Source organism: Komagataeibacter diospyri (assembly GCF_043995075.1).
Lineage (GTDB): Bacteria > Pseudomonadota > Alphaproteobacteria > Acetobacterales > Acetobacteraceae > Komagataeibacter > Komagataeibacter diospyri.
The window spans coordinates 2,499,025-2,524,667 of the sequence record NZ_CP171836.1 but is presented as its reverse complement, the minus strand read 5'-3'; the positions used below and the strand labels follow the sequence as shown (position 1 = coordinate 2,524,667).

The window sequence follows — 25,643 nt, the reverse complement described above, 5'->3', positions numbered from 1 at the left end:
ACGCCGCCTTTTAAATAAAGGCGGCACCCAAAACTTTTCTATTGGCTGAGGTCTGGATAACTGCTCAGCGGCGGACAAACGTCCAGTACAACGGCTGGCGGCCAGCCTTCAGCGCCTTGGCTTCGTAACGGGTGGGCGGCCAGCCTTCGGGACGCACCATGGCGGGCGGTGCGGTATCAAACAGATCCTGCCCGCCCATCACTTCCTCAACCCATGTCTGATAGGTCGGGTCGTCACTGGCCACGCGCCAGATCGCGCCGGGACGCAGGATACGCGCCGCCATCCTGACCGTTTCGGGGTGAACGAAACGCCGCTTCGCATGACGGGACTTGGGCCACGGATCGGGAAACATCAGGAACAGACGGTCTATCGACGCATCGGGCAGGCCGCGCAGCAGGATACGCGCGTCCTCATCCCATATCCGCAGCATGTCAGGCACGGGGGCGGTTGCTTCCCCATCATCCGGCACCACGCGGGACAGCAGGGAACACAGCCCGTTTTCAAAGACCTCGCACGCGATATAGCCGACATCCGGATGGGCCACGTGCTGGGCCAGCGAATGTTCGCCGCCACCAAAGCCCACCTCCAGCCAGATCTGTCCGGGCGCATGCCCGAAAGCTGAAGCCGGGTCCGGTATCGCCGCCTCGGGGAAGCGCATGCGCGGCAGTGTCTGGTCCAGAAGCCGCTGCTGGCGCGGGCGTAGCGGATGGCCGCGCTGGCGTCCGTAAAGCCGGTCAGGAGATGCCTTTACATCCACGGAAGCCGTCATATACCCGAAAATCCTGCTCCTGCTGCCGTGGTGCACACCACACGGCATGATTAACCCCATGGGGGCGGGGAAAACACGGCGGGGGCCGCCACGACCGGCTTTTGCAAGCAGACATGGCAAGCCCCCTTAATACGGAAGTTTTTGGCGAATCTTTTTTCAAAAAGCTTCAAAGAACACCGCCTTTTTGAAAAAAGGCGGCACCCAAAAACTTTCCCTGTTTTTTAGCGGTTGAACGCGCCACGCAGGGCATCGACCAGATCGGTCTGTTCCCACGTGAAATCGTCCTTCGCCGCGTCCGGCGTACGGCCAAAGTGACCGTAGGCGGAGGTCTGGGTGTAAATCGGACGGTTCAGGCGCAGGTGCTTGCGGATACCGCGCGGGGACAGGTCCATGACTTCGCGCAGTACGCGGCCCAGCTTTGCCTCATCAATGTCCTTGCCCGTGCCATCAAGGTCGACATAGACCGACAGCGGGTGGGACACGCCGATGGCGTAGGAAATCTGCAGTGTGCAGCGATCGGCCAGACCGGCTGCCACGACGTTCTTCGCCAGGTAACGGCAGGCATAGGCCGCCGAACGGTCAACCTTCGTCGGATCCTTGCCCGAGAACGCGCCGCCGCCATGCGGCGCCGCACCGCCATAGGTGTCCACGATGATCTTGCGCCCCGTCAGGCCACAGTCACCATCGGGACCACCGATGACGAACACGCCGGTGGGGTTGACGTAGAATTCGTCTTCCGGCGGCATCCAGCCTTCCGGCAGGACATCACGCACGATGCTGCCCAGTTCCTCACGGATGGTGGCCTGGCTGGCCCCTTCAACGTGCTGGGTGGAAATCACGACGGAGGTGGCGCCAACCGGCTTGCCATCAACATAGCGCAGGGTGACCTGGCTCTTGGCGTCGGGCTGCAGGGCGGCTGCACGCGGGTCACCTGCCTTGCGCAGGTCACGCACGCGGTGGAGGATATCATGCGCGTAGAACAGCGGCGCGGGCATCAGGCTTTCGGTTTCACGCGTGGCGAAGCCGAACATGATGCCCTGGTCGCCAGCGCCCTCGTCCTTTTCACCCGCGCTGTCCACGCCCACGGCGATGTCGGCAGACTGTGCGTGCAGGTAGTATTCCACCTCGGCATTGCGCCAGGAGAAACCAGCCTGATCGTAACCGATGTCCTTCACCGCGTCGCGCGCACCCTGGATCAGCAGGTCGGGGGTAACAGAGGCCGGGCCACGGACTTCACCCGCCAGGATGATGCGGTTGGTGGTGACCATCGTTTCACACGCAACGCGCGATTCACCGTCTGCGGTCAGGAATGCATCGAGAACGGTATCACTGATCCGGTCGGCGACCTTGTCGGGATGCCCTTCGGATACCGATTCCGATGTAAACAGAAAATCGCCTTTATTACGCATGATGGTCCTGTCTGCCTCGTGTGGAGTAGGAGAAATAACGCCTGCGGAACCCGGCGTACGATCGGAAGCGTTTGACGGAAACCCAATCAGGCGTCAAGCCATTTCCCTGAATACCACCATCCCATGACATTAGTCCGACATGCTTATTTACGCCGGGCGTTCCAGCCCCAGTACATCTTCCATGTCATAAAGACCATTCTGACGGCTGCGTAACCAGCGTGCCGCCCGGACCGCGCCGGTGGCATAGACCCGGCGGTCAAAGGAGCGGTGGGTCAGGCTGATCTGTTCATGCCCGGACGTAAAAATGACCGAATGCTCGCCCACGATCTGCCCGCCACGCAGGGCGGCAAAACCGATCGCACCATCCGCACGTGGGCCGGTATGGCCGTCGCGGCCGCTTTCAATATGGTCTTCCAGCCGGATACCCCGGCCTTCGGCCACCGCGCGCCCCATGGCCAGCGCCGTGCCGGACGGGGCATCGACTTTCTGGCGATGATGCATTTCCAGTATCTCGGCGTCATATTCGCTACCGGGCAGGATGGCAGCCATCTGCCGGGCAAGACGCGTGACCAGTGTTACGCCAGGGGAGAAATTGGCCGCCTGCACCACCGCGATCTTTTTCGCGGCCACGTCAACTGCCTGCTGCTGGACCGGCGACAGGCCAGTCGTGCCCAGCACCCATGCGGTCCCGGTTCCAGCCAGTGCCGCAGCATGCGGGATAACCGTATCGGCATGGGTGAAATCGATCACGACGTCACAGTGGCGCGCGAGTTCGGCAATATCGGCATAAACCGGACAATCAATGCCGTCGACCTTCTGACCATCGCGTGTCGTACCCCCGGCCAGCACGGCGCCACCCGATGGCACCTCTTCCGCCAGAAGGCGACCTACGCGCCCGTTCAGGCCCGCGATCCCGATACGCAATGGCTGCGCGTCCATGCAGTCTTCTCCACCAGTGTCCAGATATAGAAATAGCGGCGCGACCGGGGGATCGCGCCGCCTGAGCCTACTCATGGTGCAAGTTGGGGGGGATCACCATGAATAGTGTCATGACCCTACACCTGAATAATCAGTCTTTTCAACCGCCCCCCTGTCATGACTGGGTGGGGACAGGAGCAGGCTTACAGCTTGCCTTCAAAAAAATCCTTCACCTTGCTGAAAAACCCGGTGCTTTCGGGGCTGCCCTTGGCATGACCGGCCGCATCACCTTCGAATTCCTCCAGCAGTTCACGCTGGCGCTTGGTCAGGTGGCGCGGCGTCTCCACCACGACCTGAATATACATATCTCCACGTGCAGAAGACCGCAGGACCGAGAACCCCTTGCCACGCAGGCGGAAGTGTTCGCCCGTCTGGGTTCCCGCCGGGATCTTCACCTTGGTGCGTGACCCGTCCACGACCGGTACCTCAATCTCGGTTCCCAGCGCCGCCTGCGCCATGCGCACGGGCACGCGGCAGTAGATGTTGGCACCATCGCGCTGGAATATCGCGTGCTGTTCGACCGACACATGGACATACAGGTCACCCGCAGGCACGCCCTTGCCGCCGGATTCCCCTTCGCCGGAAATACGGATGCGGGTACCGTCTTCCACACCGGCAGGGATTGCGACCTCGATCGTGCGGTTCTTTTCCACCGTGCCGGTGCCGTGGCATTCCTTGCACGGATTACGGATCAGGCGACCCGACCCATGGCAGGTGGGGCAGGGACGTTCAACAAAGAAAAAGCCCTGCTGCGCGCGCACCTTGCCTGCACCATGGCACGAAGGGCAGGTTTCGGGCTTCGCATCCTTGTCCGCCGACCCGGTGCCGTCACAGCTTTCGCAGGTAACGCGGGTGGGAACGGTGATCTTTTTCTTAACGCCGGCAAACGCCTCGGCAAAGGTGATGGTAACCTGCACCTGCAGGTCGGCACCCGAACGGCGGCCACCGCGCCTGCCGCCCATCATGTCACCGAACATCTGTTCGAAAATGTCACCCAGACCGCCGCCACCGAAATCAAAGCCGCCAGCTCCGGGACCACCGCTCTCGAACGCCGCATGGCCGAACCGGTCATAGGCCGCGCGCTTCTGGTCATCCTTCAGCACGTCGTAGGCTTCGTTGATTTCCTTGAACCTGTTTTCCGCGTCCCCATCCCCCGGGTTCCGGTCGGGATGGTATTTCATGGCCAGCTTGCGATACGCCCGCTTGATCTCGTCACCATTGGCATCGCGAGAAACTTCAAGGACTGCGTAATAATCTATCTTGGTGGCCATGTGGGTCCTCTAGCAAACGCGACCGCCCGGCATCCTCGCGGCACGATCATCGCGTTCCAGAATAGTGTTGCTGGACAGAATATGAAAAGCGCCCGTCTTCACAGAAGCACGGGCGCCACCCTGGTGGAAAGGTTGGGCGGACCCGAAGGTCCGCCCCGCCATTCCGGAGCCTGTATGACGCCTCGCGGCGATCAGGACTTCTTGGAGTCGTCCACGTCTTCGAAGTCGGCGTCGACAACCTTTTCGTCCTTCGGCGCACCACCCGGTGCGGCACCTGCTGCACCGGCCGCACCTTCGGCCTGGCCTGCCTTGTAGACGGCTTCACCAACCTTCATGGCAACCTGCGTCAGGCGATCGGTCGCCGTCTTCAGGGCTTCCGCATCGGTACCTTCCAGGGCCTTGCGCACTTCAGCAATCGCTGCTTCCGCTTCGGTCCTGTCAGCCGCCGGAACCTTGTCGCCAGCTTCGCTCAGCGACTTTTCGACCTGGTGGGTCAGACCTTCAGCCTGATTACGGGCCTCGACCTGTTCCTTCTTCACCTTGTCGGCAGCAGCATTGGCTTCGGCGTCCTTCACCATCTTTTCGATGTCGGACTCGGACAGACCACCAGAAGCCTGGATCTTGATCTGCTGTTCCTTGCCGGTCGCCTTGTCCTTGGCCGAGACGGACACGATGCCGTTGGCGTCAATGTCGAACGTCACCTCGATCTGCGGCACGCCACGCGGTGCGGGGGCGATGCCGGTCAGGTCGAATGTGCCCAGCAGCTTGTTGTCAGCCGCCATTTCACGCTCGCCCTGGTAGACCTTGATGGTCACGGCGCTCTGGTTGTCTTCCGCGGTCGAGAAGGTCTGGCTCTTCTTCGTCGGGATCGTCGTGTTGCGGTCGATCAGGCGGGTGAACACGCCACCCAGCGTCTCGATACCCAGCGACAGCGGCGTCACGTCAAGCAGCAGCACGTCCTTGACGTCACCCTGCAGCACCGCGCCCTGAACAGCCGCACCGATGGCGACCACTTCGTCGGGGTTCACGTTGCGGGCGGGTTCCTTGCCGAAGAACTCCTTAACGGCCTCGATCACCTTGGGCATGCGGGTCATGCCGCCGACGAGGATGACTTCGTCAATCTCACCAGCCGAAACCGACGCGTCCTTCATGGCGGCGCGGCAGGGTTCCAGCGTGCGCTGGATCAGGTCGTCCACCAGGCTTTCCAGCTTGGCGCGGCTCAGCTTCACCACAAGGTGCTTCGGGCCGGATGCATCAGCCGTGATGAACGGCAGGTTGATCTCGGTTTCCTTGGCCGAAGACAGCTCGATCTTCGCCTTTTCGGCGGCTTCCTTCAGGCGCTGCAGGGCCAGCTTGTCCTGACGCAGGTCGATGCCCTGCTCACGCTTGAACTCGTCAGCCAGGAAGCCGATGATACGGGCGTCGAAGTCCTCACCGCCGAGGAAGGTGTCACCGTTGGTGGACTTCACCTCGATCACGCCGTCGGAGATCTCGAGAATGGACACGTCGAACGTGCCACCGCCAAGGTCATAGACCGCAACCGTGCCGCCGTTCTTCTTCTGCAGGCCATAGGCCAGTGCGGCAGCGGTCGGCTCGTTGATGATACGCAGGACTTCCAGGCCTGCGATACGGCCGGCGTCCTTGGTGGCCTGACGCTGCGCGTCGTTGAAGTACGCGGGCACCGTAATGACGGCCTGCGTGACCTTCTCGCCCAGATAAGCCTCGGCCGTTTCCTTCATCTTGCCGAGGATGAAGGCGGAAATCTGCGCGGGGGCGTATTTCTTGCCCTGTGCCTCGACCCATGCGTCGCCGTTGTCACCCTTCACGATGGCGTAGGGAACCAGTTCCTTGTCCTTCGCCACGGTGGGGTCGTCATAACGGCGGCCGATCAGGCGCTTGACCGCATACAGGGTGTTGGACGGGTTGGTGACCGCCTGACGCTTCGCTGCCTGACCGACCAGCATTTCGCCGTTGTCGGTAAACGCCACCATGGACGGGGTGGTGCGTGCGCCTTCGCTGTTTTCGATAACCCGCGTCTCGTCGCCTTCGCGCACGGCAACGCAGGAATTGGTCGTACCAAGGTCGATACCGATAACCTTGCTCATTCAGATACTCTCCTTTTCAGCGGCCCGTCCTGACCCGAAGCATCGGGACGGACCCTTTCTTTCATATCGTCCGGTGATGGGGCGGACTGTCTGTTTCACATCCACACGCCGTCACCGCTGTTACTATCCGATGTAGGCAGCTCCCGCGCAGCTTTCAAGAGCCTGAAGACATGCGCGGAAACGATTTCACCCTGCCTGCGCCGGTCCCTTTGACACGACAACCATGGCCGGCTTGAGCAGCCGCCCGTGCAGCGTCCATGCGGGGGTCCATGCCTCCATCACGGTGCCATGGGGGTGTTCGTCGCTGTGCTGTTCCGCCATGGCCTGGTGAAGGTTGGCGTCAAAGGGCTTGCCCTTCGCGTCTTCCGCCTTGATGCCATTGCGTTCCAGAATGCCGACGAACGACCGTTCGGTGCTTTCGATCCCTTCACGCATACGGGTCAGGATGCTGTCCTCGCCCTCGGTCGGCTGGGGCAGGCTGGCGACCGCGCGCTTGAGGTTGTCGGCCGCTTCGACCACATCCTTGGCGAATTTCTGCACGGCGTACTGCCGGGCGTCTTCCACCTCGCGCTTGGCACGGTTGCGGACGTTCTGGGTCTCGGCTTCCGCACGGACCCATTTGTCACGCAGGGCCGCGACCTCGGCCTCCAGTTCGGCCACGCGCGGATCGACCGCGGCCTGCCCGGCTTCAGCTTCCGGCGTGTGGCCGGAATGTTCACCAGTCGCGGGATTGGGTGTGCCGTCGCCGGTTGCGGCATCGGCAAAGGGGGTGGGGTCTGTGTTCTCGCTCATGCTCTTACAAGTAGGTAACGACTGGCCAATGGACAAGGCATTGCGCTCCCGGCAGGCATGCCGTTTTTGCGCAACTTGTCCCGATCCAATGGAACAGCCGGAACGCCAGCGGCGTTCCAGTGAAGCAGGATGCCCGCATCCCCTCATGACATGCGGGTGAATATCACGCTATGCTACATGCCTGCGCCGGACAAGGGACCGGCGGGCATGCCCGCATCGGCAAAGGAGCGAAAAGAGAGCCCCCATGGAGCCAACGAAACAGACGATCGTGCTGGTTGACGATGACAGGAACATCCTGACCTCCGTGCAGATGACACTGGAGGCGGAGGGATTCATTGTCCGCACCTACACCGATGGCGAAAGCGCGCTGCACGGTCTGTCGTCACGGCCAGCGGATCTGGCGGTGCTGGATATCAAGATGCCGCGCATGGACGGGATGGAACTGCTCCAGCGCCTGCGTGCGCGTTCACAGCTCCCCGTGATCTTCCTGTCTTCCAAGGATGAGGAAGTGGACCAGCTCATGGGCCTGCGGCTGGGGGCGGATGACTACATCACCAAGCCTTTTTCCCAGCGCCTGCTGCTGGAACGCATCCGCGCGCTGCTGCGCCGCAACGAGGTCAGCCGCAGCGAGGCTGCGGGTGTCAGCCCCACCGGCACCATGGTGCGGGGCGGGCTGTCACTGGATGAAACACGGCACCAGTGCCTGTGGCACGGGCGGGACATCCAGCTTACGGTAACCGAATTCCTGCTGGTCAAGGCGCTTGCGGCGCGTCCGGGGCTGGTCAAGTCGCGTGACCAGCTGATCGATGCGGCGTATGGCGAGAACATCTATGTCGATGACCGCACGATCGACAGCCACATCAAGCGCGTGCGCAAGAAATTCCGCCAGGTTGATGAGGAATTCAACCAGATCGAGACCCTGTACGGGATCGGCTACCGTTACAAGGAAGAATGACCCAGCCGGATGCCGCGTCCCGTTCTTTCTCTCCCTTTTGCAGTACCCCCCCGACTGCGCCGCCTGATCCCGCGCCGGTGGAGTGGGGAAGGCAGGAACGCAGTCGCGGAATTCATGGAATACCGCACGCGTCTGGTCTCGCCGCTCATGCGGCGCATCCTGCTGGTCAACACGCTCCCGCTGGGGCTGCTGGCGCTGACGCTGCTTTACCTGACGCAGTTCCAGAACAGCCTGCTGGAAGCCGAGGTTTCGGCGCTGCGTGAACAGGCGCGTATCTATGCCGGTGCGCTGGGACAGAGTGCGGTCGTCATTTCCCGCCATGATGTCACACTTGAACCCACCCTTGCCCGTCCGCTGCTGCTGCGCCTGACGGAACCAAGCCCCAGCGCGCATGCCCGCCTGTTCGCCCCCGACGGGCAGGTCGTCGCCGACAGCCGCGTGGAACAGGCCGGCCACCATGGCAATGCGGGCAGCCTGCCCCCGCCCCCGGCAGAGGAGGAAGAGCATTCGCCCCTGTACCCGCCATCGGTCAACATGGGCGAGCGGCTGTACAACTGGCTTCTGGCACAACTGCCCACCCTGTCGGGTGAACGGATCATGACGCTGGACACGCCGGATTCCGATCCCTCCATCCAGCCCGTGACCCAGCCTGACGGCACGCGGGTCATGGAAATCCCGCCCTATATCCGCCGCAACGCAAACCACCAGCTTATGGTCACGGTGGCCGAACCCGTAATGCATGACGGGCGAACGACGGTGGGCATCATCCAGCTGACGCGCGAAGCGCGCGACGTGGACCGTTCGCTGTTTGCGGTGCGGTCATCCATCCTGTCGCTGTTCCTCATGGCGCTGGCGCTGACCATCCTGCTGTCATGGTACCTGTCGCTGACCATCGCGCGTCCACTGCTGCGGCTGGCGGCATCGGCCCATACCATGCGCGAATCTTCCAACCGTACGGACATGGTGCCCGAACGCCTGGTGGCGCGACGCGATGAAATCGGGGAGGTTGCCCGCGCGCTACAGGACAGCGCCAGCGCGCTGTGGGCGCGCATGGACGCCATCGAACGGTTTGCAGCCGATGTCAGTCATGAAATCAAGAACCCGCTGTCTTCCATCCGCTCAGCCATTGAAAGCCTGCTGCGTATTGATGACCCCGAACGCCAGCGGCGGCTGCTGTCGATCATAAATGACGACGTGCGGCGACTCGACCGCCTGATTACCGATATTTCCGATGCCAGCCGCGTGGATGCGGAACTGTCGCGTGCCCGGGCCGAACCGGTGGCCATCGTGCCGCTGCTGTCGGTACTGGCGGAAATACACCAGGCGACCCGCCAGCCGGGCCAGCCCTACATGGCCGTGGCCAGCAGTGGTGACAGCCCGGAGCGGCGACTGACCGTGCTTGCGGTGGAAGACAGGCTGGTGCAGGTGCTGCGTAACCTGATCGGCAATGCAATTTCCTTCTCGCCGCCCGATGGCAAGATCCTGCTCAGCGCGGTGCCGGCGGGCAGCATGGTCGAAATCGCGGTCAGTGATGATGGTCCCGGCATTCCACAGGCCAAGCTGGACAACATTTTCGACCGTTTTTATTCCGAACGCCCCAGCAGCGAGAATTTCGGGCAGCATTCAGGTCTCGGCCTGTCCATCAGCAAACAGATCATCGAAGCCCTGCGCGGCACCATAAGTGCTGAAAACCGCATTGATGCCGATGGGCATGTACAGGGCGCGCGCTTCGTGATCTGCCTGCCCCGGGTGGACGTGAAGGCTGAAGTCAGCCGACCTCATCCGTAGCACGCACATACCGGCGATACCGGAAGGGCGGCGGTTCAGCCGGCAGGGTTTCCAGAACCCTGACAACCCGTTCATGATCGGGCGCACGGCTGCATACCGGATCAGTAGCACGCGCATCGCCCGCCAGCGCCAGTGCCTGACAACGGCAGCCACCCCAGTCCTTTTCCCGCTGGTCACAGCTACGGCAGGGCTGGGGCATCCAGTCCGTACCACGGAACATGGTGAATAACGGGGAGTCACGCCAGATATGCGCCAGCGTGTCATGCCGCACATCGGGAAAGGCGACATTGGGGATCGTCTCGGCCGCATGGCACGGCAGCACCCGCCCGGACGGTGAGATATTGATGAACCGACGTCCCCATCCCCCCATGCACGGCTTGGGCCGGTCTGCGTAATAATCCGGTGTCACGTAATCTATGGTCAGGCGGCCTGCATATTTCTCACGCGCGGCCTCCACGGCCTGCGTGGTCTGTTCAAGCTGCTGTGCCGTGGGCATGAGGGCCTCACGATTGGCCAGCCCCCAGCCATAATACTGCGTATGCGCGATCTCGACCCGGCGCGCGCCCATTTCCACCGCCGCATCCAGCATCTGCGGCACGCGGGCGGCATTTTCGCGATAGATGACGAAGTTCAGCGTCAGCGGCATGCCATCTGCCGCCACCAGTCGGGCCGCCTCCAGCTTGCGCGCCTGCGCGCCCTTCATGCCGCCCACATGTTCGGCATTGGCGGTGTCAATATCCTGAAAAGACAGCTGGACATGATCCAGCCCGGCTTCCACCAGCATGGGAAAGGTCTTTTCGTTCAGCAATACGCCAGAGGTAATGAGGTTGGTGTACAGCCCCAGCCCCACCGCATGGCGGATCAGGTCGGGCAGGTCCGACCGGCTCATCGGTTCCCCACCGGAGAAATGAACCTGCAGCACCCCCATTTCGGCAGCCTGATCCAGCACGCTGATCCATTCCTGCGTGGACAGTTCGTTACGACGGGGTTCCAGCGCCAACGGGTTGGAGCAGTACGGACACTGCAACGGGCAACGATGCGTCAGTTCTGCCAGAAGGCTCATGGGGGAAAGGATGGTTTCTGTCATGCCACCAGCACCTGCCGGGTAATAAGGTCACTGACCATGACATGGACATCACGCCCGATCACATCAACCGGGGCTGCAAACCGGGTGGCCAGTTCTGCCACGATCTGGCCCAGTGTACGCGTGCCATCAACCAGTTTCAGCACTTCCGCCGCGACGGGATCAGGGATGAAGGCCCGTTCCGGCGCCTGTATGATCCACCGTTCGCGCACGCGGTCATGCTGCAGCCGGACCCCGCGCGCAAAGCGGATAACGCTGTCGTCTGTAAGCCCTGTGATCATGCCGCATCCGGGTGGAAGGCGCCGGGGGGAATACGACCGGGATTGACGTAGGCGTATTCCAGTTCATCCAGCATGGCCCACAATACACCGCACTTGAACTTTAGCGCGCCCAGCACCGCCTGCTGCTGTTCGGGCGTGCGGGCATGTTCCTTCACGTAACCCAGCGCGAAATCTGAATCCCGCGGGGCCTGCGTCAGGCGTGGCTGGAAATAGGCCAGCGTTTCAGGCGTGATGAAGTCGTAATGCCGCAGCATGCCAGCCACGCGCTCGCTTATGATGGTGGGCGAGAACAGTTCGGTCAGCGACGAGGCAATGGCTTCAAGAACGGAGCGATCGCGCACGAAAGCGACATAGGCATCGACGGCAAAGCGCGTGGCGGGCAGCAGCCCTTCCAGCGATTCAACATAGGCACGATCCAGCCCCAGCCCGTCGGTCAGCTTCAGCCACCGCGCAACGCCACCGGTGCCCGGTGCGTCGCCATCATGGTCCACCAGTCGCCTGCGCCATTCACGTCGCAGTTCCGCCGTGGGCAGGCGGGCAAGCAGGGTGGCGTCCTTGGCCGGGATGCTGGCCTGGTAATAATAGCGGTTCAGCGCCCATGCCTGCACCTGCGCACGGTTCAGCCGCCCGTCATGCAACGCACGATGGAAGGGATGCAGGTTATGGTAGCGTTCCGCCCCGATGGCGCGGAGCGCGGCTTCAAGTTCATCGGGGGAAAGCAGGGGTGCGCTCATGCCGTAATCCTCATCCCGTCATGGGAGACTTCCCACCCTGCGGCCTCGACTGCGGCGCGTTCGGGCGAATCCGCCAGAAGGACAGGGTTGGAATTGTTGATATGTATGAAAATCTTGCGTTTGATGCCCAGATCCTGCAGGGCGGCGATGGTGCCGTCCATGCCGTCGATGGACATGTGACCCATGCGACGGCCGGTCTTGTCACCCAGTCCGGCGCGGACCATTTCGTCATCCACCCACAACGTGCCATCAAAAAACACGGCATCCGCCCCACGCAGGCGCACGCGCAGGTTATCGGTCATGCGCGCGCAGCCGGGCACGAAACAGACCCGATGCTTCCCGTCGGATATTTCCAGGCCCACCGTTTCACCATTTTCACAGATCGCTGCCGGATCGGGCCCGGACTCGGCATAAAGCGGCACTTTTCCCGGCACCACGAACGGCACGATGGTCAGCCCGGCGGGCGTGCCATCGATCAGCTTCAGCGCCAGTGGCTGGTCGAGTCCCATGGGCGTGCGGGTCACGACCGCGCGGTTCAGGGCTTCAAAAATGGGATTGGCGTCCAGCATGGACAGCACTTCGGGGGTCGCCAGCAGGGTAAAGGGCTGGCGTTCACGCAGGGTAAGCAGCCCGGTGATGGTATCCACCTCACCACCCGTCAGGATGACACCGGCGATGGGCGTGGACCGCAGGCCCTCGCTGGGATGCAGGGCAGGGGTCTGGTTTATCTGGGTCCGCAGGTCGGGTGAGGCATTGACCACGAACCAGTCCTTTCCATCCCCACTTATGGCGATGGAAGCCTGTGTGCGGGGCAGGGCTGCCGGATCGCCGGCCCTGGCCCGCCTGCAACCGGGAGCGTTGGAATTCCATTGTGGAAATCCGCCACCCGCCGCCGCGCCGAGAACGATAATGTCGATCATGGACGCAGACTGTAAAAGAAAAACGCCGCCTGTGCGAGACAGGCGGCGCTATTCCTTACTTCTTTTCGCCGCAGACGTAGCTGTTGATCTCGGCGCCCAGGGGGACTTCAACAATCTTGGGGGTATTCCAGGCCATGGGACTCTCCATTGGTTATAGTGCCAGAAGGCCGCAGCCTCCGTGTTCAGGTATTTGAACCCTGTCCAATCGTGCTTTCAAGTGCCGTCTTCCGCCATATGAGGCCCAAAAATTCACGTTACCGTGTACGTGCGCCCTCCCCCTGCAATGCGTGCGTAGCGGGAATGTGCCAAAAACCTTGGTCCTGACTTTCATATGTCGCCATAAGGATAATTGGTACGATACGAATAAAGCGGGCACAGGAACGCCAAACCCCGTTGGGGCCACGCCAGCACGACCTCAGGACCTGATTGATGCCGCCCGAGACAGAGTCACCCCCCCCACCACCATCTTACGAACAGATACAGCAGCAGCGCGCCATTGAGGTCATGCGTCACAGCCGCATCGACACGCGCACCGCCTGCCTGCTGCTGCTCAGTGTGCTGGCGGTTTTCTATACCCTGTATTTCGCGTCCGCCATCATCCTGCCCATGATCCTGGCGCTGGTGGTGAACCTGCTGCTGTCCACGCCACTGCGCTTCCTGCATACAAAGCTGCATCTGCCCAAGCCACTGGCCGCACTCTGCCTGATCCTGTGTGTATTCGGCGTTGTCGGCGCGGTGGGCACCGCCATTTCCGTGCCCGCCACCGGCTGGCTGGAACGCGCGCCCGAGGCGATCAATACACTACAGGAACGCCTGGCCTTCCTGCGCGGGCCGTTCCAGCTCCTGAACAGCGCATCCGACCGCATCCATAATTTCATGACCATTGCGGGCGGACATGTGGATCACCCGGCATCCGTGACCGATACGCCCGACGGGCATGTCATCGTGGTCTCAACCCCCGGCGGGAGCGGACTGGACCGTTTCAGTTCCTCCATCCTGCTGGGTACGCAGGCGTTCATGGGCCAGTTTTTCACCATGATCCTGATGCTGTTCTTCCTGCTGGCGCAGGGGGACAGCCTGCTGCGCCGCTTTGTGGAAATCATGCCCACCTTCGCCGACAAGCGGCGCACGGTACAGATCGCCTACCAGATCGAACGGAACGTTTCGCAGTACCTGGCCACCATCACCATCATCAACAGTCTGGTCGGACTGGTGAACATGATGCAGTGCTGGCTGCTGGGCATGCCCAACCCGCTGCTGTGGGGGGTCATGGCGTTCCTGCTGAACTACATTCCCATTATCGGGCCGATGATGGGGATCATCATCTATTTCCTTGTGGGGCTGTTCGTTTATCCGTCCGCATGGCAGGCGCTGCTGCCGCCAGCCATTTCCCTGTGCATCCACCTGACGGAAGGCGAGACGATAACCCCCATGGTGCTGGCGCGGCGTTTCACGCTCAACCCGGTTCTGGTCATGGCGTCACTGATGTTCTGGGACTGGTTGTGGGGTATTTTCGGGGCGTTCCTGTCGGTGCCCCTGCTGGCGGTGTTCAAGATCATCTGCGACCATGTCGAGATCCTGACCCCGATCGGCCACATCGTGGGGGGGCCAGCACGCACCACCCAGCCCAAACCGCTCTTTAAGAATACATCCGACCTGCCCGACGACAGACATGCGGGACAGGATGATTAGGTATTGCCCGCCGCCAGCACATCCAGCTTCGGCACAGACAGGATGGTGATGGCATAGCCCTTGCCCACTTCGATCATGCCCTGGCTGCGCATCCAGCTTAGCGTGCGGCTGACGGTTTCGATGGTCAGGCCAAGGTAGTCGGCAATGTCGCCCCGCGTCATGGGCAGGTGCAACCTGCCGCCACTGCTTTCCTGACCGGGCAACTGGCTTGCATGCATCTGGTCCAGCAGGAAACTGGCCACGCGTTCACGCGCGGTCTTGCGCCCCAGCAGCAGCATCTGGTTCTGGGCCGCGACCAGTTCATTGGACGCTTCTTCCAGCAGGCGACGTTCCAGTTTGGGGAAGTCATCCAGCAGGTCGGCCATCTTGTCGCGTGAAAAACGGCATACCCGCACCGTATCCACCGCTTCCGCGCCAAAGGCGTAATTGTCCGACACCGCAAGGCCAAGGAAATGCCCCGGTGAGGCAAAGCCCGTAATCTGGCGCCGTCCATCGGGCAGCGCCTTGAACAGCTTGACCGTGCCGGAGGTGACATTGAAAAAATCGGTTGCCGGCGCGCCTTCCTCGATAAAGCCGCGGCCAGGGGGAATGATGGTTTCGACCGCCGCGTCCGACAGGCGGGAAATGTCATCCGGTCCGATCACGCTGCATACGCTGGTGGGGCGGACACTGCACGTCGTGCAGAAATCGGTCTGCGCACCACCTGCGCCGATGACGATACGCCGAGGCCTCGATTCAAACTGACACGAAGGCATATCCGACATAACTATTCCTAATCACTTTCAGGCGCCTGCGTTCCGGCGCCGAAGTAACCGGACATGCCTGGCTCCCTAGAAATACACTAATGCATTTGCCAAGAGCGTCGAGTATGGCGGATGGTTTGATGTAAATCAATGCGTTCCGCCGGGAAATATCAGGTAAAACACACGTAACCAAGCAAAAATCCCCAACCCGAGGAAAATCCGACGCGTGCAGGCCGTCCCCCCGCCTTTGGTCCGACGACTGGACCGTGCAGATGTGCCGCTCCTTTATCCCCTGATCCGGATATCCCTGCCGCATCTCTCCCTGCGGGACTGGATACGCATCGGACGCAGGATGGCGCGATCCGGCGCACGTGTGAATGAGGGCATCCTGGTCGCCCATTACGGTCCTGGCCGCCCGCCATGCGCCATGGCCACGTTCCGTCGCGGGTTCGACCTGTATTCGGGCGACACGCTGACGGCGGATTACATCCTGACCCTGTCCTATACCCAACAGCAGACGATCATTGATGCGCTGCTGCCCGCCATGGAAACGCTGGCGCGGGAAATGGGGTGTGATGCAATTCGTACGTTTTCCTATAGTAACCGGGTGATAAATCAGGACAGCCCGGTCCGGAAACTGTGTTCAACAAGCCACATTACCGAAAGAACAGTCAGGCTGGACCGTAATAAGGAAATAGTTCACCCACCCTGATTGATTCATATCAAAGCCGAATGTTAGGTGGGCGTGATTTCTGCACTTAACAAATCAAATTGAACATTCTTAAACGATCCCGTCTGCATGCCAGCCGGAATAAAAACTTAGGGTCTGCTCACGATGAAGAACATTCGTAAACTCGCCATGTCGGCTGCACTGGGCGCCACGGCACTGGCCCCCGTCGCGGTCCATGCGCAGACGACAGCGCCCTCCACCTACGTCAACGCACCGCTGGCGAAGCCCGTGCCCGTGGCACAGCCCAAGGGTCACTGCGGGATCTTCCAGACCTGCTCCACCACCAAGATCGGTCTGGGCAAGGGTGACTTCATGATCCGTCTGTCCGCCGTTGGCGTGCTGCCGGAAGATCGTGACAGCCGCGTCTGGGCCAACGGCGCGCCGCTGGCTGGCACCCGGATCAAGACCACCAACCAGGTCATGCCTGAACTGACGTTCGAATACTTCCTGACCGACAACATCTCGCTGGACCTGATCGCGACCAGCACCCGTCATGAAGTGGCGGCCGAAGGTGGCGCCGTGGGTGGAAAGCTTGATGTGGGCAGCGCATGGGTGCTGCCGCCGACGGTGACCGTCGCGTGGCATTTCCGTCCGCACAAGCGCCTGAACCCGTATGTGGGTGTTGGTGGCACGTTCATGTGGTTCCACAACATGAATGCCGCAAACAACGGCCTGACCAGCAAGCTGAACTCCGGCTTCACGGGTGGCCCGTCCATCAACGCCGGTGTGGATTACCAGCTGGTTGGCAACTGGTTCTTCAACTTCGACGTGAAGCAGATGTTCGTGCGCATGCACGCATGGGCTGAAAACTCCAGCGAAAGCGTGCATGTCACGGCCCACGACTCGCTGGACCCGACCGTCGTTTCCGCCGGTATCGCCTACCGGTTCTAATGGCATGAACGCGGCGGACAGTTCCCTGCTTTCCCGTTACGGGGGCAACCTGCCGCGTTACACCAGCTACCCCACTGCGGCGCAGTTCAGTGACGCGGTGGGACCGGAAGACAGCCGCGCATGGCTGTCCTCCCTTCCGGCGGACCAGCCGGTTTCCCTTTACCTGCATGTTCCCTTCTGTGACACGCTATGCCGGTTCTGCGGGTGCAACACCGCCGTGCTGCGCAATGCGGATGCGCGGGCCGCCTATGCCGCCCTGCTGCATGAGGAACTGCGCCGCATCATCGCCCTGATCGGCCCCGGCCGCAGGCTGACCCACCTGCAATGGGGTGGCGGCACGCCCACGACCCTGCCGGGCAGTGCCATGCGCCGTGTCATGCAGGCCATCCGCCGGGATTTCGACATTGCCCCGGACGCTGAAATCAGCATCGAGGTCGATCCCCGCCATCTTCCCCCCGACTATCCGGCCCTTCTGCATGAACTCGGGTTCAACCGCGCCAGCATGGGCGTGCAGGACCTTGACGCAGACGTGCAGGATGCCTGTGGCCGGATCCAGAGCTGGGAACAGACCAGCGACTGCCTGAACGCCCTGCGGGCGGCCGGGGTGGACTCCATCAACATCGACCTGATCTATGGCCTGCCACGGCAGGATACGGCAGGCGTGGCGCGGACGGCGCGCGCGGTGGCCAGCCTGCGCCCGGACCGGCTGGCGGTATTCGGTTACGCGCATGTGCCATGGAAACAGAAGCGCCAGACCCTGATGCCGGTGGGCGACCTGCCTGGCCCACAGGCGCGTATCGACCAGCGCGCGGCGATTGACGCCGTCCTGCGTGACGAAGGGTTCCTGCCGGTCGGGCTGGATCATTATGTCAGCCCGCGTGACAGCATGGCCCGCGCCCTGGCCACGGGCACCCTGCACCGCAATTTCCAGGGCTACACCACCGACAGCGCGCCGAACCTGATCGGGGTGGGGGCGTCGGCCATTTCCTCGCTTCCCGGCGGCATGACGCAGAATGCGGTATCATCCGCCGCCTATGCCCGGCTCATGGCCGCAGACGCAGATACATTGCCCGTCGTGCGTGGCGTGCGCCTGGGGCCGGACGATCACGTCCGCGCCGCGATCATAGAGCAGGTAATGTGCGACATGCAGGTCAACCTGGGCCAGGTCTGTGCGCAGCATCACCTGCCTGCCAGCCATTTTGCCCCCGAACTGTCCCGTCTTGCCCCCATGGTGGCGGACGGGCTGGTCCATGTTACGGGCGAACAGGTGCAGGTCACGGAAAAAGGACGCAGTTTCGTACGCCATGTCGCGGCTGTCTTTGACCGCTACCTTACGGCCGACAGCGCCACCCGCCACGCCAGCGCCCTGTAAACCACAGGCCGCAGCCCATATGGCAGCGTAGCCCAAGCAGCAGAACACCCCTTCATGGAAACGAATTGCGTCATCGCGGCCCTGACCGCCACTCCAGCCACGACATGGCCCTTTCCCCACTGGCAACTGTATGACGTGCTGCCGACCCCGATTGCCGCGGCACTCGTGGCATGGCTTCCCGATCCCCATTTCATGGGCGGCGACAGTGGCGGACAGCGGGCGGGACGCAACGGGCACCGACTGTTCATCACCCCGGCCCTGCAGGCCACGAACACAGGGCTGGCGCAACTGGCGGGCCTGTTTGACAATGCGCAGACCCGCGCCGCCTTTACCGACAGATGCGACGCACGCCTTGAAAACACGGCCCTGCGGCTTGAACTATGCCTTGATACGGACGGGTTCTGGCTGGAACCCCATACCGATATCGGGGCCAAGCGGCTGACGCTGCTGGTCTCGCTTTCCATGGGGGCGCAGGCGGCGGAATGGGGAACTGACCTCATGACACCACAGGGCGATCCCGTCGCGCGGGCTTCGGGCATATTCAATTCGGGGCTGCTGTTCATTCCGTCCGCACATTCATGGCACGGCTTCGTCCCGCGCCCGCTAACCGCCACACGCAGGACGCTGATCGTCAATTACGTTGGCCCAGAATGGCAGGCGACGGAGGAACTGGCCCGCAGGATACAGGCAGTGTAAACGCACCGCCATTGCATGCCCGTAAGGCACGGAATGCGCAACAAGCCTTTATTCGCGCCCCAAACGGTTCTAGGAAACACTGCTATATAGTGTAATCCCATGTCATCCCGGTCATGACGCAAGAGGACAACAGAGGTATGAGCGAGACCCCGCGCGAGACTATGGAATTCGATGTCGTTATTGTCGGCGGTGGCCCATCGGGCCTGGCGGCAGCAATCCGGCTGCGACAGGTCGCACCCGATGCAAGCGTCTGCCTGATTGAAAAAGGCAGCGAGATTGGCGCCCATATCCTGTCCGGCGCCGTGATCGAACCCCGCGCGCTGGAGGAACTCCTCCCGCACTGGCGCGAGGAAGGGGCACCGCTGAACACCCCCGTGACAGAGGAGCAGATGCTCTACCTGACACAGAAGGGCAGCCTTGAAATCCCGTTCCTTGACCGCGTGATGCCGCACATGAACAACCACGGCAACCATATCGTCAGTCTGGGCGATTTCTGCCGCTGGCTTGCGGGCCGGGCCGAGGAACTGGGGGTCGAGATCTATCCCGGTTTCGCAGGTGCGGAAGTGCTGGTGGATGACAGCGGCCGGGTGACCGGCGTTGCCACGGGTGACATGGGGATCGGCCGCGATGGCCAGCCGGGTGACAATTACGCGCCAGGCATGGAACTGCGCGCGAAATACACGCTGTTCGCCGAAGGCTGCCGCGGATCACTGACCAAGCAGGTCACGGCGATGTACAACCTGCGCAAGGGCGTGGACCCGCAGACCTATGGGCTGGGCATCAAGGAACTGTGGGAAATCCCCAAGGAAATGCATCGTCCCGGACTGGTGCAGCACAGCTTTGGCTGGCCGCTGGATGACCGGACCTATGGCGGGGCGTGGATGTACCATTTTGGTGACAACCTGGTATCCTACGGGTTTGTCACGGGGCTGGATTATCCCAACACGTGGCTGTCGCCGTTTGATGAAATGCAGCGCGTGAAGCTGCATCCGGCCTTCCGCCCGTATTTTGAGGGTGGGCGTCGCATCGCCTACGGCGCGCGCGCGCTGTCCGAAGGGGGGATCCAGTCGATCCCGCGCCTGACCTTCCCCGGTGGGGCGCTGATTGGCGATACGGCGGGCTTCCTTAACGTGCCCAAGATCAAGGGTACCCACACGGCCATGAAGTCGGGCATGCTGGCGGCGGAAGCCGTGGCTGAAGCGCTGGCGACGGACCGGGTGGAACCGGGGTCCTATACCCGCCGTATCCGCGATTCCTGGCTGTGGACGGAACTGCGTTCGGTGCGCAACATACGCCCCGCCTTCGCCAAATTCGGCATGAAGGGCGGCGCGCTGTATTCCGGCATAGACGCCATGCTGCTGCGCGGCCGCGCACCATGGACGCTGCATACACGCCACAGCGACAACGAAGTGCTGGAACCGGCCTCGATCTCGGAAAAGATCAGCTACCCCAAGCCCGATGGCAAGATCACGTTCGATCGCCTGTCCTCGGTGTTCCTGTCCAACACCAACCATGAAGAAGACCAGCCCGTTCACCTGAAGGTCCGCAACATGTCGCTGTGGAAGACGGTGAACTGGGATGTATTCCGCGCGCCTGAAAGCCGTTACTGCCCGGCGGCGGTGTATGAAGTGGCGGATGAGGCCACGGACCCGCACCTGCAGATCAACGCGCAGAACTGCGTCCACTGCAAGACATGCGACATCAAGGATCCGGCCCAGAACATCGACTGGGTCACGCCGGAGGGGGCAGGCGGTCCGAACTATCCCGGCGGGATGTAATCATGTGGCGGGTACGGTATGTAGTCCGTCACACCGATTGCCCTTATCCGAAGACAGACAGGCAAATATGCAATGAAGGTTCTTGTACCCGTTAAGCGCGTGATTGATTACAACATCAAGCCGCGAGTGAAAGCCGATGGTTCCGGTGTTGAAACTGCCGGCGTCAAGATGTCCATGAATCCGTTTGATGAAATCGCGGTCGAGGAAGCCGTACGCCTGAAGGAAAAAGGCGTGGTGAGCGAAATCATCGCGGTTTCGATCGGCGAGGCCAAGGCGCAGGACACCCTGCGCACGGCCATGGCCATGGGCGCTGACCGTTCCATCCTGGTGGAAACCGATGTGGTGACCGAGCCGCTATCAGTGGCCAAGGTGCTCAAGGCACTGGTAGAAAAGGAAAAGCCCGACCTGATCATCCTTGGCAAGCAGGCCATTGATGATGACATGAACGCCACGGGCCAGATGCTGGCCGGGCTGCTGGGGCGCCCGCAGGCCACCTTTGCCTCCAAGGTGGAAGTCGCCGATGGCGCCGTGACTGTCATGCGTGAAATCGATGGCGGGTCGCAGACCGTGAAGCTGGCGCTGCCGGCCATCATTACCGCCGACCTGCGCCTGAACGAACCGCGTTACGCTTCGCTGCCCAACATCATGAAGGCGCGCAAGAAGCCGATGGAAAAGATCACGCCTGCCGATCTGGGCGTGGACATGACGCCGCGGCTGAGCGTGGTCTCGGTTGCCGAACCGCCTGAACGCAAGGCGGGGATCAAGCTCGACTCGGCAGCGGAACTGGTGTCGCGTCTGCGTAACGAAGCAAAGGTGATCTGATCATGACCGTTCTCGTTTATCTTGATCATGAAGGCGGAGCGATCCGTCAGGCATCGCGTTCCGCCATTGCGGCCGCCAGCAAGCTGGGTGATGTCGATGTGCTGGTCACTGGTCCGGATGCGGCGGCCGCCGCAAAATCCGCTGCCGCCATTCCGGGCGTGAAGAAGGTGGTGCAGGTTACCGACACCACCGGCAACAGCGAACTGGCCGAGCCGGTAGCCAGCCTGCTGGCGGATCTGGCTGCGGGTTACACACACATCCTGGCCGCGTCGTCAGCCACGGCAAAGAACATCCTGCCACGCACGGCCGCGCTGCTGGATGTGCAGCCGATCCCCGATATTGTCGCCATAAACGACGCTGATACCTTTGTCCGGCCCATCTATGCGGGTAGCGCGCTGGCAACGGTAAAGTCGGCGGATGCGAAGAAAATCATCACGGTCCGCGCGTCCTCCTTCGAGCCGGTCGCAAGCGAAGGCGGCAATGCAACGATCGAGGAAGTGGCCCTGCCCGCAGGTCCGGGTGGATCGACCTTCATCGCCACCGAACTGTCGAAGTCCGAACGGCCGGAACTGGAATCCGCCCGTGTGGTCGTATCGGGCGGCAACGGCATGCTGAACGAAGAAAACTTCAAGCTGCTGGAACCGCTGGCTGACCGTCTGGGTGCAGCAATCGGCGCATCGCGCGCCGCAGTGGACAAGGGCTTCGTTTCCAACGAATACCAGGTGGGACAGACCGGCAAGATCGTGGCGCCGGAACTGTATATTGCCATGGGAATTTCAGGGCAGATCCAGCATCTGGCCGGAATGAAGGACAGCAAGGTCATCGTTGCGGTCAACAAGGACCCCGAAGCGCCAATCTTCCAGGTGGCGGATTACGGCATTGTGGGCGACCTGTTCACCATCCTGCCGCAGCTTGAAGCGGAACTGGACAAGGCGGGCTGAAGCCTGATCGCTTCATAAAGCACGCGTAAGGGGCGCGGAGGGAAACTTCCGCGCCCCTTTTTTTCATGCCGGGCTATTCCTCTTCCAGCACGGCATGGGCGCGGGCGACGACGGTATCGTATTCCTGCTGTGTCAGGTCACCACGATGCAGCATTTCACTGGCGCGGGCCAGCGCGTCACGGGCATGGGTTGCATCCGGTATCGGATAACGTCGCCCCGGCAGGGCAAAGGCTGAATCCGGCAAGGCATCGCGTTCGGCCGCAGTCAGTCTGGACATTGATATTCCTCCCTAAACGGAATGGCCTCCACAGGCGTGGAAACCAGCGACAGGGTAAAGAAAGCCGATCGGGACAAGATACGTAAAAGACGGATGGCACCCCATTATTTTATGCCATACGCAAAAAACAGGGTCCCCCCGTTATGGGGAGACCCTGTCAGTGGAATGCCAACACCGGGGGTGCTGCATCCGTTCCGGCATTTTTTGCCGGATGTTCTTTGTATTTATGGAAGCCTGATCGCTTCGTGTGATTCTGTATGCCACCCTTATTTTAAATGGTCAACATAAATATAAATAAAAATGAAATTTTACTTTTTTTGCACTGCACAATCACTTTGTTTATTTTGCACCGCACAATGTGCTGACAATATAGACACGACATCACGATACTTTTTCAGGCCACAGGAAAAAGGCAGGCACGACATGGGCCTTGTGCCAGATTTCATTGACCCGCATCATGCAGCCAGAAATCGCGGCAGCTCTGGCCTGACCGTATGAACGCCAGCAGACAGGACACCCGAATGGGGGGACACACCGTAACCCGACCAAAAGCCGCCTTCTGCACGGGGCATATTGTCCGCCACGTTGTTGTCATGGCAGGGACCGGGGCCATTGGGCTTATGGCTGTCTTCATTGTCGACCTGCTGAATCTTTTCTACATCTCGTGGCTGGGTGATCCCGCGCTGACCGCAGCCATCGGGTTTTCGGGCGTCATAAGCTACGTGCAGATTGCCGTGTCCATTGGCCTGTCCATCGGCATCGGGGCCATTACCGGGCGGCTGATCGGCGCGGGCAGGATGGAACAGGCACAACGGGTCGCATCCTCCTTCGGGATTTTCATGATCAGCGCATGTCTGGTAATCGGTATATTCACGGCATGGCTGGCGGCCCCCCTGCTTGCGCTGCTGGGGGCAAAGGGGGAAGCGGCCCGTCAGGCCACCCTTTTCCTGGAAATCGTCTCACCCGGGCTGCCGCTGATTGCGGCGGGCATGGGGTGTTCGGGCCTGCTGCGCGCCATAGGGGCTGCGCGTATTTCCATGAACGTGACCCTGATGGGGGCCATGATCTCGGCCATTGCCGATCCGCTGCTGATCGTGGTGATGGGGCTTGGGCTGAAGGGAGCTGCGATCAGCACCATCCTGTCGCGTCTGGCCGTGGCGGTGGCCGGTTTCCGCTGCGCCCGTCGGCATGGACTGCTGGCACTGCCGGTGCGCACCCATGTCATCACGGATACCAGAATGGTGGCACAGGTGGCGATGCCTGCCATCCTGACCAATCTGGCGACCCCGGTTGGCGGCGTATTCGTCACCCATGCCATGGCCAGCTTCGGTCTGGCAGCCGTGGCGGGACAGGCGACCATTGACCGGATCGTACCGGTGGCGTTCGCCTTTGTTTTTGCCCTGACGGGATCGGTTGGGCCAATCATGTCGCAGAATCTGGGGGCGGGAAAGCTGGACCGGGTGCGCGCCACCCTGGTTGCGTCCCTGTGGCTGGTGGCGTTGTGCGTGGCGATTACATGGGCAGTCCTGTTCCTGACACAGGACATGGTGGTGCGGGTGTTTTCGGCACAGGGCACGGCGGCGATGCTGATTCACCTGTTCTGTAACTGGACCATTGCCGGTTACGTTTTCATCGGCATGCTGTTCGTGGCCAATTCCGCCTTCAACAATCTGGGTTTCCCGCTTTATTCCACCCTGTTCAACTGGGGCCGGGCGACATTGGGCACCATTCCGTTCGTGTGGTTCGGCATGCAGTTCGGTCCCGCCGGCGTGCAGGTGGGGCAGGTGCTGGGGTGTGTCCTGTTCGGGTCCTGCGCGGTCATGACCGCCTTTGGCGTGGTCCGCAGGCTGCATCCGGGTGACAGGGCAACAGAACAGGCCATGCCCGTTATCCCCCCCGCCCAGACGGGGGAGGCTGGAATGATCGAACTCGACGAACTCGATCATTCCACCTGACAGGCCAACGGCCCCGGAACGGTGAAAAAAGAAGTTTTTTTCAAACAATGTTTTATAATCAGGCGTAAGCAAACCAGTCGATCACGCTGAAAAAAGGTGCGGCCGACAGGTCCTGCCGGGACAGGACAGCCTGCGTGTCCGCCACGGGCCACCCGATCCCCAGGGCTTCATCATTCCAGCGCACGGCCCGTTCATACTCTCGCTGCGGAGGGGTGGTGCAGTAGTAACGGACCGCCGTCCGGTCACCCAGCGTGCATGACCCGTGCAGGAAACCCGGCGGGATCCATAACCATCGACCATTTTCGGCACTCAGGGTCTCCGCAACCCATTGCCCGAAGGTCGGGGATCCAGTGCGCACATCCACCACCACACACCATACCACACCGTGTTCACACTGCATGAGCCTGCCCTGTGGCGCAGGTTCTATCTGACAATGCAGGCCCCTTACATGACCCTGATGATGCGACACAAGGCTGATACCATGTGTGAAATGCCCTTCCATACCGATCCGGTGCAAAAGCGCGGTATCAGGACTGGCATGGCGATCCGATAGACGCGTCAGCACATAAACCCCACTGAGCGGCAGTGCCTCCAGTTCGATGTCCTGCGCCCCATATCTGGCAGACGCGACAGGCAATACGGTATGCCTGTCCATTATCC

At 61.6% G+C, this 25,643-nt stretch carries 25 protein-coding genes; 11 read left to right on the top strand and 14 right to left on the bottom strand.

The window, feature by feature from the left end; all coding sequences use genetic code 11:
• Nucleotides 1-64: 64 nt before the first annotated feature.
• The 6 genes from ACE2AA_RS11835 to ACE2AA_RS11810 form a co-directional block, all read right to left on the bottom strand.
• Nucleotides 65-769 carry a tRNA (guanosine(46)-N(7))-methyltransferase TrmB gene (locus tag ACE2AA_RS11835; RefSeq protein WP_141261533.1) on the bottom strand — a complete coding sequence of 235 codons (705 nt, stop codon included), beginning with the start codon at nt 767-769 and terminating at the stop codon, nt 65-67.
• 221 nt (nt 770-990) lie between these two features.
• A complete protein-coding gene (metK, locus tag ACE2AA_RS11830) occupies nt 991-2,178 on the bottom strand; it encodes a methionine adenosyltransferase (protein ID WP_141261532.1) in 1,188 nt (395 codons plus the stop codon).
• Between the two features lie 147 nt (nt 2,179-2,325).
• Nucleotides 2,326-3,117, bottom strand: a complete 792-nt coding sequence (gene dapB, locus ACE2AA_RS11825) for a 4-hydroxy-tetrahydrodipicolinate reductase (protein WP_141261531.1) — start codon at nt 3,115-3,117, stop codon at nt 2,326-2,328.
• A gap of 182 nt (nt 3,118-3,299) precedes the next feature.
• The gene (gene dnaJ, locus ACE2AA_RS11820; protein ID WP_395369904.1) at nt 3,300-4,427 is read right to left on the bottom strand and encodes a molecular chaperone DnaJ; all 1,128 of its coding nucleotides are present in this window, start codon (nt 4,425-4,427) and stop codon (nt 3,300-3,302) included.
• Between the two features lie 191 nt (nt 4,428-4,618).
• On the bottom strand, nt 4,619-6,532 hold the full coding sequence (dnaK, locus tag ACE2AA_RS11815; RefSeq protein ID WP_395369902.1) for a molecular chaperone DnaK: 1,914 nt from the start codon (nt 6,530-6,532) through the stop codon (nt 4,619-4,621).
• A gap of 186 nt (nt 6,533-6,718) precedes the next feature.
• A complete protein-coding gene (locus tag ACE2AA_RS11810; protein WP_141261528.1) occupies nt 6,719-7,324 on the bottom strand; it encodes a nucleotide exchange factor GrpE in 606 nt (201 codons plus the stop codon).
• Between the two features lie 244 nt (nt 7,325-7,568).
• On the opposite strand from ACE2AA_RS11810, the gene ACE2AA_RS11805 reads away from it, so the two are divergent.
• On the top strand, nt 7,569-8,279 hold the full coding sequence (locus ACE2AA_RS11805) for a response regulator transcription factor (RefSeq protein ID WP_010508610.1): 711 nt from the start codon (nt 7,569-7,571) through the stop codon (nt 8,277-8,279).
• Between the two features lie 9 nt (nt 8,280-8,288).
• Nucleotides 8,289-10,067 carry a stimulus-sensing domain-containing protein gene (locus ACE2AA_RS11800; protein ID WP_141261527.1) on the top strand — a complete coding sequence of 593 codons (1,779 nt, stop codon included), beginning with the start codon at nt 8,289-8,291 and terminating at the stop codon, nt 10,065-10,067.
• Here the strand turns inward: ACE2AA_RS11800 and pqqE are convergent.
• Genes pqqE through pqqA form a run of 5 tightly spaced genes read right to left on the bottom strand, consistent with a single transcriptional unit; the run spans nt 10,048 to nt 13,222 of the window.
• The gene (pqqE, locus tag ACE2AA_RS11795) at nt 10,048-11,154 is read right to left on the bottom strand and encodes a pyrroloquinoline quinone biosynthesis protein PqqE (protein WP_395369900.1); all 1,107 of its coding nucleotides are present in this window, start codon (nt 11,152-11,154) and stop codon (nt 10,048-10,050) included. The genes ACE2AA_RS11800 and pqqE overlap by 20 nt on opposite strands.
• The gene (gene pqqD / locus ACE2AA_RS11790) at nt 11,151-11,432 is read right to left on the bottom strand and encodes a pyrroloquinoline quinone biosynthesis peptide chaperone PqqD (protein WP_141301688.1); all 282 of its coding nucleotides are present in this window, start codon (nt 11,430-11,432) and stop codon (nt 11,151-11,153) included. Before pqqD ends, pqqE begins: the two co-directional genes overlap by 4 nt.
• The gene (gene pqqC, locus ACE2AA_RS11785; RefSeq protein WP_141301686.1) at nt 11,429-12,166 is read right to left on the bottom strand and encodes a pyrroloquinoline-quinone synthase PqqC; all 738 of its coding nucleotides are present in this window, start codon (nt 12,164-12,166) and stop codon (nt 11,429-11,431) included. The genes pqqD and pqqC overlap by 4 nt, the downstream gene beginning before the upstream one ends.
• Complete coding sequence (gene pqqB / locus ACE2AA_RS11780; protein WP_395369898.1) at nt 12,163-13,086, bottom strand: pyrroloquinoline quinone biosynthesis protein PqqB; 924 nt, start codon at nt 13,084-13,086, stop codon at nt 12,163-12,165. The genes pqqC and pqqB overlap by 4 nt, the downstream gene beginning before the upstream one ends.
• A 55-nt stretch (nt 13,087-13,141) precedes the next feature.
• Entirely contained in the window at nt 13,142-13,222 is an 81-nt protein-coding gene (gene pqqA / locus ACE2AA_RS11775; protein WP_010508617.1) for a pyrroloquinoline quinone precursor peptide PqqA, read from the bottom strand.
• Between the two features lie 368 nt (nt 13,223-13,590).
• Between pqqA and ACE2AA_RS11770 the strand changes: the two genes are divergently transcribed.
• Complete coding sequence (locus ACE2AA_RS11770) at nt 13,591-14,778, top strand: AI-2E family transporter (protein WP_395372203.1); 1,188 nt, start codon at nt 13,591-13,593, stop codon at nt 14,776-14,778.
• Here the strand turns inward: ACE2AA_RS11770 and ACE2AA_RS11765 are convergent.
• Entirely contained in the window at nt 14,775-15,542 is a 768-nt protein-coding gene (locus ACE2AA_RS11765; protein WP_141261522.1) for a Crp/Fnr family transcriptional regulator, read from the bottom strand. The two genes, ACE2AA_RS11770 and ACE2AA_RS11765, sit on opposite strands and share 4 nt — an antisense overlap.
• A gap of 226 nt (nt 15,543-15,768) precedes the next feature.
• On the opposite strand from ACE2AA_RS11765, the gene ACE2AA_RS11760 reads away from it, so the two are divergent.
• The 7 genes from ACE2AA_RS11760 (at nt 15,769) to ACE2AA_RS11730 (ending at nt 22,751) form a co-directional block, all read left to right on the top strand.
• Nucleotides 15,769-16,233: a hypothetical protein gene (locus ACE2AA_RS11760; protein WP_395372202.1), complete on the top strand. Its 465-nt coding sequence runs from the start codon at nt 15,769-15,771 to the stop codon at nt 16,231-16,233.
• Between the two features lie 123 nt (nt 16,234-16,356).
• The gene (locus ACE2AA_RS11755) at nt 16,357-17,142 is read left to right on the top strand and encodes an OmpW family protein (protein ID WP_141261521.1); all 786 of its coding nucleotides are present in this window, start codon (nt 16,357-16,359) and stop codon (nt 17,140-17,142) included.
• A gap of 4 nt (nt 17,143-17,146) precedes the next feature.
• On the top strand, nt 17,147-18,514 hold the full coding sequence (gene hemN / locus ACE2AA_RS11750) for an oxygen-independent coproporphyrinogen III oxidase (protein ID WP_395369896.1): 1,368 nt from the start codon (nt 17,147-17,149) through the stop codon (nt 18,512-18,514).
• Between the two features lie 54 nt (nt 18,515-18,568).
• Complete coding sequence (locus tag ACE2AA_RS11745; RefSeq protein WP_395369895.1) at nt 18,569-19,210, top strand: 2OG-Fe(II) oxygenase; 642 nt, start codon at nt 18,569-18,571, stop codon at nt 19,208-19,210.
• 137 nt (nt 19,211-19,347) lie between these two features.
• Nucleotides 19,348-20,988: an electron transfer flavoprotein-ubiquinone oxidoreductase gene (locus tag ACE2AA_RS11740; protein WP_141301676.1), complete on the top strand. Its 1,641-nt coding sequence runs from the start codon at nt 19,348-19,350 to the stop codon at nt 20,986-20,988.
• 72 nt (nt 20,989-21,060) lie between these two features.
• A complete protein-coding gene (locus ACE2AA_RS11735) occupies nt 21,061-21,810 on the top strand; it encodes an electron transfer flavoprotein subunit beta/FixA family protein (RefSeq protein WP_141261517.1) in 750 nt (249 codons plus the stop codon).
• A 2-nt stretch (nt 21,811-21,812) separates the two neighbouring features.
• Nucleotides 21,813-22,751, top strand: a complete 939-nt coding sequence (locus ACE2AA_RS11730) for an electron transfer flavoprotein subunit alpha/FixB family protein (RefSeq protein ID WP_141261516.1) — start codon at nt 21,813-21,815, stop codon at nt 22,749-22,751.
• Between the two features lie 73 nt (nt 22,752-22,824).
• On the opposite strand, the gene ACE2AA_RS11725 is transcribed toward ACE2AA_RS11730, so the two are convergent.
• Nucleotides 22,825-23,028, bottom strand: coding sequence for a hypothetical protein (locus tag ACE2AA_RS11725; protein ID WP_141261515.1), 204 nt, complete (start codon nt 23,026-23,028; stop codon nt 22,825-22,827).
• 521 nt (nt 23,029-23,549) lie between these two features.
• On the opposite strand from ACE2AA_RS11725, the gene ACE2AA_RS11720 reads away from it, so the two are divergent.
• The gene (locus ACE2AA_RS11720; protein ID WP_141301674.1) at nt 23,550-24,983 is read left to right on the top strand and encodes an MATE family efflux transporter; all 1,434 of its coding nucleotides are present in this window, start codon (nt 23,550-23,552) and stop codon (nt 24,981-24,983) included.
• Nucleotides 24,984-25,041: 58 nt separating this feature from the next.
• Here the strand turns inward: ACE2AA_RS11720 and ACE2AA_RS11715 are convergent, their stop codons facing one another.
• The gene (locus ACE2AA_RS11715) at nt 25,042-25,638 is read right to left on the bottom strand and encodes a dTDP-4-dehydrorhamnose 3,5-epimerase family protein (protein WP_395369892.1); all 597 of its coding nucleotides are present in this window, start codon (nt 25,636-25,638) and stop codon (nt 25,042-25,044) included.
• Nucleotides 25,639-25,643 lie beyond the last annotated feature (5 nt).

Bases quoted from the DNA above. Each gene is read 5' to 3' on its own strand.
- pqqD (WP_141301688.1), bottom strand. From the start codon at position 11,432: ATGATCACAGGGCTTACAGACGACAGCGTTATCCGCTTTGCGCGCGGG.
- dnaK (WP_395369902.1), bottom strand. From the start codon at position 6,532: ATGAGCAAGGTTATCGGTATCGACCTTGGTACGACCAATTCCTGCGTT.
- ACE2AA_RS11765 (WP_141261522.1), bottom strand. From the start codon at position 15,542: ATGTCGGATATGCCTTCGTGTCAGTTTGAATCGAGGCCTCGGCGTATC.
- ACE2AA_RS11730 (WP_141261516.1), top strand. From the start codon at position 21,813: ATGACCGTTCTCGTTTATCTTGATCATGAAGGCGGAGCGATCCGTCAG.
- ACE2AA_RS11810 (WP_141261528.1), bottom strand. From the start codon at position 7,324: ATGAGCGAGAACACAGACCCCACCCCCTTTGCCGATGCCGCAACCGGC.
- ACE2AA_RS11770 (WP_395372203.1), top strand. From the start codon at position 13,591: ATGCGTCACAGCCGCATCGACACGCGCACCGCCTGCCTGCTGCTGCTC.
- ACE2AA_RS11715 (WP_395369892.1), bottom strand. From the start codon at position 25,638: ATGGACAGGCATACCGTATTGCCTGTCGCGTCTGCCAGATATGGGGCG.
- hemN (WP_395369896.1), top strand. From the start codon at position 17,147: ATGAACGCGGCGGACAGTTCCCTGCTTTCCCGTTACGGGGGCAACCTG.
- ACE2AA_RS11740 (WP_141301676.1), top strand. From the start codon at position 19,348: ATGAGCGAGACCCCGCGCGAGACTATGGAATTCGATGTCGTTATTGTC.
- ACE2AA_RS11745 (WP_395369895.1), top strand. From the start codon at position 18,569: ATGGAAACGAATTGCGTCATCGCGGCCCTGACCGCCACTCCAGCCACG.
- ACE2AA_RS11800 (WP_141261527.1), top strand. From the start codon at position 8,289: ATGCCGCGTCCCGTTCTTTCTCTCCCTTTTGCAGTACCCCCCCGACTG.
- ACE2AA_RS11755 (WP_141261521.1), top strand. From the start codon at position 16,357: ATGAAGAACATTCGTAAACTCGCCATGTCGGCTGCACTGGGCGCCACG.
- pqqB (WP_395369898.1), bottom strand. From the start codon at position 13,086: ATGATCGACATTATCGTTCTCGGCGCGGCGGCGGGTGGCGGATTTCCA.
- metK (WP_141261532.1), bottom strand. From the start codon at position 2,178: ATGCGTAATAAAGGCGATTTTCTGTTTACATCGGAATCGGTATCCGAA.
- ACE2AA_RS11720 (WP_141301674.1), top strand. From the start codon at position 23,550: ATGGGGGGACACACCGTAACCCGACCAAAAGCCGCCTTCTGCACGGGG.
- dnaJ (WP_395369904.1), bottom strand. From the start codon at position 4,427: ATGGCCACCAAGATAGATTATTACGCAGTCCTTGAAGTTTCTCGCGAT.
- ACE2AA_RS11725 (WP_141261515.1), bottom strand. From the start codon at position 23,028: ATGTCCAGACTGACTGCGGCCGAACGCGATGCCTTGCCGGATTCAGCC.
- ACE2AA_RS11835 (WP_141261533.1), bottom strand. From the start codon at position 769: ATGACGGCTTCCGTGGATGTAAAGGCATCTCCTGACCGGCTTTACGGA.
- ACE2AA_RS11735 (WP_141261517.1), top strand. From the start codon at position 21,061: ATGAAGGTTCTTGTACCCGTTAAGCGCGTGATTGATTACAACATCAAG.
- pqqC (WP_141301686.1), bottom strand. From the start codon at position 12,166: ATGAGCGCACCCCTGCTTTCCCCCGATGAACTTGAAGCCGCGCTCCGC.
- dapB (WP_141261531.1), bottom strand. From the start codon at position 3,117: ATGGACGCGCAGCCATTGCGTATCGGGATCGCGGGCCTGAACGGGCGC.
- ACE2AA_RS11805 (WP_010508610.1), top strand. From the start codon at position 7,569: ATGGAGCCAACGAAACAGACGATCGTGCTGGTTGACGATGACAGGAAC.
- pqqA (WP_010508617.1), bottom strand. From the start codon at position 13,222: ATGGCCTGGAATACCCCCAAGATTGTTGAAGTCCCCCTGGGCGCCGAG.
- pqqE (WP_395369900.1), bottom strand. From the start codon at position 11,154: ATGACAGAAACCATCCTTTCCCCCATGAGCCTTCTGGCAGAACTGACG.